Origin of the sequence: Bacillus sp. SIMBA_074, assembly GCF_046534555.1 — a bacterium.
Classification (GTDB): Bacteria; Bacillota; Bacilli; order Bacillales; family Bacillaceae_G; genus Bacillus_A; species Bacillus_A mycoides.
The window spans coordinates 1-6,029 of the sequence record NZ_JAWRYM010000062.1; the positions used below are offsets into that span (position 1 = coordinate 1).

The following is a 6,029-nucleotide window of genomic DNA, read 5'->3' on the forward strand; positions in this document are numbered from 1 at the left end:
GTTGGGACCTTGTCCCTGTGAGAGTAGGACGTCGCCAAGCAACTTTAAGACGAGTCAGAATGACTCGTCTTTTTTGTGTTTAATGAAATAAGCTTGTTATTAATGGCTCAAGAAATCCATTGATAACAAGCTTATTTGTTTAAAGATAAATGTATTTATCTAGTATGGACTTCCAGTAAAATCGTTATTTATCATAGCTTCACTTTGTTTTTTACATCGATAAGCTTAAAATGTTCGCAAACGAGCAGCATATCTTCAGAAAAACTAAGACCAAGTTCGCTTAGTTCCTTTGTACAGAACTGTATATGGGTGTCTCTCCAGTAATTATAAGTAAGATCGCCTTCACCCTCAGCTATAGCAAATTCTTCAGTCACTTCATTCATTGGCATTATAGTTACTTCTATTGTCTTAATAATAGCTACAGGTTCATCCTGACTATTGAGTACAATACTATAATCGTTAGTTGTTGGTAGTGGTTCATTTTCTAATTCATAAAAAATATGGCCCGAGCATGTTGCGGTTTTCACACCATCAATGACTAATTGAGCGAGATAATCAGGAGAATCACCAAATTGCCAAGCTGTAACAGATTCTGGTTTTTCATTGTTTCCCCAATAAGTATCCCAATATGATTGTGCTAATGGATTCATTTGTATGTTTACCTCACTTTAGTTAAAGTTCACTTTCTTTATAAGCCCTGGGCAATTTGCCTATTTGTAATAGTTTTGTAGTCATTTAAAATCTGGATTGTTGTATTACGGATTAATAATAAAAGTAATACGCTGAAGGAATATGGTTTATAAACTCGTTCTGTCCATTTATGACCATTTTCCCCGTAGACGCCCATATTAATAGACGGGATGTTTGATTTTCGAATTGTTTCGTATGGTAATGGATATAGTTGTTATGTAGTCTATTTGTGATTTGGGCTGCAATAAAGTTAGGGTCAATGCCCGATCACCTACACGTACTTCTCTTCCATAAATATAGAAACAAGGAAGAAGTGATGTATAGCAAAGGGGTGAGAACATTAGTTCTATCGTGGTGTAATGGGTAGACTCAATCAATTGAGGTGTTTATTTTTACTTCAGTATATGTGTATAAAGAAGAAATGCTATTACTAGGTTCGGATTTCAAATATAGCTTTTAACGTTACATATTTTAATGAAGTGTTGATTAGAAATAAAGAATATTCTAATTATTAATATTGATCTATTATCCACTATGCCATATTGAAGTGAGTAATACTAGAGGTGAAATAGATAAAAACCGATATTCCTTGAATATCGGTTTAATAATATGTGACTTATATGAAGCTATAGCAATACGAAAAGTGTAAATACAATAGCTAACAAAATACGATAATATGCAAAAGGTTTTAAACCTATCTTTTCTAAAAGCTTCAGGAAGGTTACTACCGCTAGCATTGCTACTATAAAAGAGGTAATGAATCCTATAGCAAACATAGGAATATCATCCGCACTTAAATACTTCCAACTTTTTAATAAGTCTAAGCCTGTAGCTCCAACCATTACAGGAAGAGCAATGAGAAAAGAGAACTCAGATGCAGCCTTATAATTTACTTTCGCTAATAGACCTCCAGAAATAGTAGAGCCAGCCCTTGAGAAGCCAGGATATACTGCTAAGCATTGAAATAATCCAATTGTTAATGCTTGACGGTATGTTAAATCATCTAGTGAAAAAGCGGTTACCTCTGCTTTTTTTGCTTCTGCAAAAATCATAAGAAATGCTCCTGCTACAAGTCCGATTACGACAGTATACGGCTGGAATAAGTATGCTTTAATAACATCATGTAATAATAAGCCAACAACTACTGCTGGGAATACACCGAGAAAAACATGTAATGCATTGAATTTTTTCTCTTTCCGTAGAAGGGGTTTAATATTACATAAAGAAACAAGGCGTTTGTGATATAAAATCGCGATAGCTAAAATTGCCCCTAACTGTATGACAATTTCAAACGTTTTTGCCCTTTCTCCTTCAAAACCTAATAAATGTCCGACTAATATAAGATGGCCAGTAGAAGAGATGGGTAAAAATTCAGCTAACCCTTCTACAATGCCAAGTATGAAGGCAATGATAAGATCGCTCATAGTTTCACTCCTATAGATTAATGAATATCTACTCTTTTAAAATAGAATAGTGTTGTAATAAATCCGAAAATAGCTGTTACTGCAATGATGATATAAGAATACTCTGGTGGATAAGTTGGTTGTAATTCGTTATTTGCTATATCTAGAGTAGCGGTCCATGGGAATAGGTCTTTATGTTTTGAATTTACGATCATAAGGTTAGTCATTGTAATAATGATTGTTAATATAATAGGCGGTACATAGGTCTTCATTACAAGAGTTAGTAGTACAATAGGTGAAGACAAAAGAAAGAGAAGTCCACCACATATTAAAAATTTTACGAGAGAGCCTAAAAGTAAGGTGATACTAAACCCAGGGAAGCTACCTACTAGCCCTAATAATAAAGTTAGCGCCCAAGCAACTAAAGTTAGCATCATGATCCAAAGGAGTAGAAGGATAAACTTACTTATAATAAAGTTAATACGTGATACTGGGATAGTTAGCAAGTTTTTTAATGTATCTTCCGTGTATTCACGGGTAAATAGATAAGCGATTACAACTCCATATAAGGGGAATCCTATAATTAAAGTAGTGTATAGGTTAACTTCAGTGAACAGTTGACCAAATAAAATAGTTGGAGTAGGCTGCTTTGTCTTCAGGTGTATATAAGAAGCTACAACCACTAAAAATGGCGCGACACCTGCTCCGATAATACTAATCAAAAACATATTGGATCGTTTCAATTTTAATAGTTCTGTATAAAGGAGATTAACCAATTGCGCCACCCCCAACTAGTTTGGTGAAATAATCTTCTAGTCTATCTTCGCTCATCACAATTTTTAATACTTCAACATCATTACGAACTAATGTTCTGTTAATGTGTCCTTGCTGTCCAAAGTGAGAATAAACGCGAATATTTCCTTCATCATGTACCTCATAATCAAAAACTTGAAAATGCTTTTCTAATAGCATCGCAGCTTTATTATCATTATTTACCTGGAATTCTATGTACTTACGATTGGCTTTACGCAGTGTATCAAGAGAAACTTCTTCTAATAACCTTCCTTCATGAATAATTCCCATACGATCGACTAGTTGTTCCACCTCAGCTAATATATGACTAGAAATGAGTATCGTTATATTTCTGTCTTGAGCTAAAGATTTAATGAGTCTTCGCATTTCTTTAATACCGATTGGATCTAGTCCGTTAGTTGGTTCATCTAGTATGAGTAGTTCAGGATAATGGAGAAGAGCACGTGCAATTCCTAAGCGTTGCTTCATTCCTAAAGAGTATTTTCCTACTAATTTTTTTGTTTCGTGCTGCAAGCCTACAATTTCTAATGCTTCTTCAATTGCATTCCTTTTGTGAACTCCAATTATCTTTGCATTAATTAATAAGTTCTCTCTTGCAGTTAAGTTTTCATAAAATCCTGGGACTTCAACGATAGAACCAATTCTTCTTAAAATGTCTTTTGGATTCCGAAGTAAATCCTCACCGAATATTTCTATATTTCCACTTGTAGGTTTTATAAGACTAAGCAGCATACGGATTGTAGTTGTTTTACCAGCACCGTTACGCCCTATGAATCCATAAATCTCTCCTTGCTGTACATTTATATTTAGATTATCTACTGACTTTTGGTTCCCATAAACTTTAGTAAGGTTTGTCGTTTTTATAATTGTATTTATAGGGGGCACCTACTTTCTATAAGTTCTTAATTACATAATAAAAAGGAAGGTTTAACTGCATATTAATCGTTTCTTAACTATTTCTTAAAAGTAGTGTGTTTTGGGATGGAAAAACCAAAAGTAGTTCGTTCCCAGGGAATACTGTCAACCCATATACGCCCACCATTTTTTTCAACGAGGGCTTTAGAAATAGAAAGTCCGAGGCCACTACCACCGTAAGAAGGATTTCTTGATTGTTCGCTGCGGTACATCCGCTTAAATACGTTTTGTAAATCATGTTTTGGAATACCGGGTCCCTTGTCCCAAATAAGAAGCTCATATTCTGTATTGGTTTCTAGTAGTTCGACTCCTACTATTTTCCCAGCTTTTCCGTGATGGATAGCGTTTTTTATTAGATTACCTATAATTCGTATAAGGCTAAGGTGATCTGCAATAATAGGGGAAGTAGATTCTGGTATGAGAACTTGTAGTTCAATGTTATGTTTTGATAGCTCGGGTAAAAATTCGATTAATACTTCTTTAGTAACTTCAGAAAAATCGAGTTCTTCTTCTTTTAATGGAAATTCATCAGCATCTAGCTTGGCCATATTAAAGATTTCATCGACCAGATGTTTTAAGTCATTCGATTTCTTATAAAGTATTTCAAGATATTCCTGCTTTTCTACTTCAGAAGCAGCGACATCATCTTTTAAAGCATCAATATATCCAATAATAGAAGTAAGTGGTGTCCGGATATCATGTGAGATATTAGATAAAAGTTGTTTTCTAGCTTCTTGGGATTTCCTTGCTTCGATCTGACCCTTTTCTAATGCAGTTATTAAGTCGTTTATTGAAAACACGATACTATTTAGTGAACGGTCGTTATTTGTGAATAGCCTCGTTTGTAAATTCCCTTTAAGTGCACGGCTTAATTTAGTAACCATCGATTCGTTGCTTTGAATAAAGTGAACTCTTGAAAAGAAAAGATATATTGTGATTATGATAAGAGCAATAAATAAAGATATTTTCACATGGTATCCCATATCTATATTTAAAAGTCCGCAAATGATAAGTTGTAATGAAATAAGAATGAGGATCTTATCATTTTTCAACCTTTTCACCTACAAACTTATAACCGATTCCCCATACAGTCTGAATGAATTTTGGATTGGAAGAATCGATTTCTATTTTCTTTCTAAGCTTTCTAATATGCACCATAACTGTATTATCATCTTCTATATAATTATCGTCCCATACATTCCGAAAGAGTTGTGTTTTCGTAAATACTTGCTCTGGGTTTGAAGTGAAGAATTTTAATAGTTCAAGTTCTTTTCCAGTTAAGTTGATTTCTTTTTCGTTCGTATGGACTGTGTATTTTTTAAAATCGATAGTTAGTCCTTTAAATGTTAAAGTTGTTTTCTCTTGTACGTTAGTGTTACTTCCAAGAACTAAAAAACGTCGCATAAGGGCTTTTACTCTTGCAACCACTTCGTGAATACTGAAAGGTTTCGTAATATAATCATCAGCACCTATGCTTAAGCCCAAAATTTTATCAACTTCGTGATCTTTAGCAGTTAACATTAATATAGGAATGTTGGTTGTATCTCTAAGTTTTCTACACACTTCGATACCATCTACTTTCGGCATCATAAGATCTAATATAACGAGGTTGTAGTTATTTTGGTTAAATAAGCACAACGCTTCTTCGCCATTAATTGCAGTATCTACCATATATAATTCTCGTTCTAAATATCTTTTTAATAAGTCTCGAATTTCTTTATCGTCATCTGCTATAAGAATACGTATATCTTTCATATCGTCACCTGTTTCTAATAGAATGTTATTGATATTACAACTTGATAAACAAAGGGGAATAGGGAGCGGTAATAAAAGATAAAGCAACTTTCTAATTATATACTATTAATTGTTAAAATAAGGTTGCTAGTTTAGCTGAAAAGAATCAATTGTATGAGTTCGGTAAGATGGGGGAAGCGAGTCCTTTGAAATAGAGAAGTGCCTAAATTGAATAGTATTTAGAAGAATAGATTGGTAAAAAAAAGTAGACGATGGTTTCTATTTTGATGAGATCTTTGTAGGTCCTTATCTAGAGTTAAAAGAGTGCAAAGGTACTAAATTAAATTTCTTTGGAAAAAGGTGTTGACGATTAGACTATAGAGGTGTAATATAGGATAAGTCGCCGATAGCAACAACGCAGAAAGCGACAAAAGAAATAAAAAAACTTGGTTGACATTGAAATATGAAAATGTT

6 protein-coding genes and 1 pseudogene are annotated in these 6,029 nt (G+C 33.7%); all 7 read right to left on the bottom strand.

All coding sequences use genetic code 11. The annotated features are described in order from the left end of the window. Positions 1 to 191 precede the first annotated feature (191 nt). A complete protein-coding gene (locus SB773_RS29610) occupies positions 192 to 650 on the bottom strand; it encodes an ASCH domain-containing protein (RefSeq protein WP_410593771.1) in 459 nt (152 codons plus the stop codon). A 38-nt stretch (positions 651 to 688) separates the two neighbouring features. Then, positions 689 to 892 (bottom strand): annotated as a pseudogene (locus tag SB773_RS29615) (peptidase M20); the annotation flags it as partial. A gap of 424 nt (positions 893 to 1,316) precedes the next feature. Then, positions 1,317 to 2,114 carry an undecaprenyl-diphosphate phosphatase gene (gene bacA / locus SB773_RS29620; protein ID WP_044737433.1) on the bottom strand — a complete coding sequence of 266 codons (798 nt, stop codon included), beginning with the start codon at positions 2,112 to 2,114 and terminating at the stop codon, positions 1,317 to 1,319. A gap of 17 nt (positions 2,115 to 2,131) precedes the next feature. Continuing rightward, positions 2,132 to 2,869 (bottom strand): ABC transporter permease, encoded by a 738-nt coding sequence (locus SB773_RS29625; protein WP_131247431.1) that lies wholly within the window; start codon positions 2,867 to 2,869, stop codon positions 2,132 to 2,134. Further along, positions 2,862 to 3,791 (bottom strand): ABC transporter ATP-binding protein, encoded by a 930-nt coding sequence (locus tag SB773_RS29630; protein WP_131247430.1) that lies wholly within the window; start codon positions 3,789 to 3,791, stop codon positions 2,862 to 2,864. Before SB773_RS29630 ends, SB773_RS29625 begins: the two co-directional genes overlap by 8 nt. A 68-nt stretch (positions 3,792 to 3,859) precedes the next feature. Beyond that, positions 3,860 to 4,873: a sensor histidine kinase gene (locus tag SB773_RS29635; RefSeq protein WP_193666158.1), complete on the bottom strand. Its 1,014-nt coding sequence runs from the start codon at positions 4,871 to 4,873 to the stop codon at positions 3,860 to 3,862. Further along, positions 4,863 to 5,576 (bottom strand): response regulator transcription factor, encoded by a 714-nt coding sequence (locus SB773_RS29640; RefSeq protein WP_410593775.1) that lies wholly within the window; start codon positions 5,574 to 5,576, stop codon positions 4,863 to 4,865. The genes SB773_RS29635 and SB773_RS29640 overlap by 11 nt, the downstream gene beginning before the upstream one ends. Positions 5,577 to 6,029 lie beyond the last annotated feature (453 nt).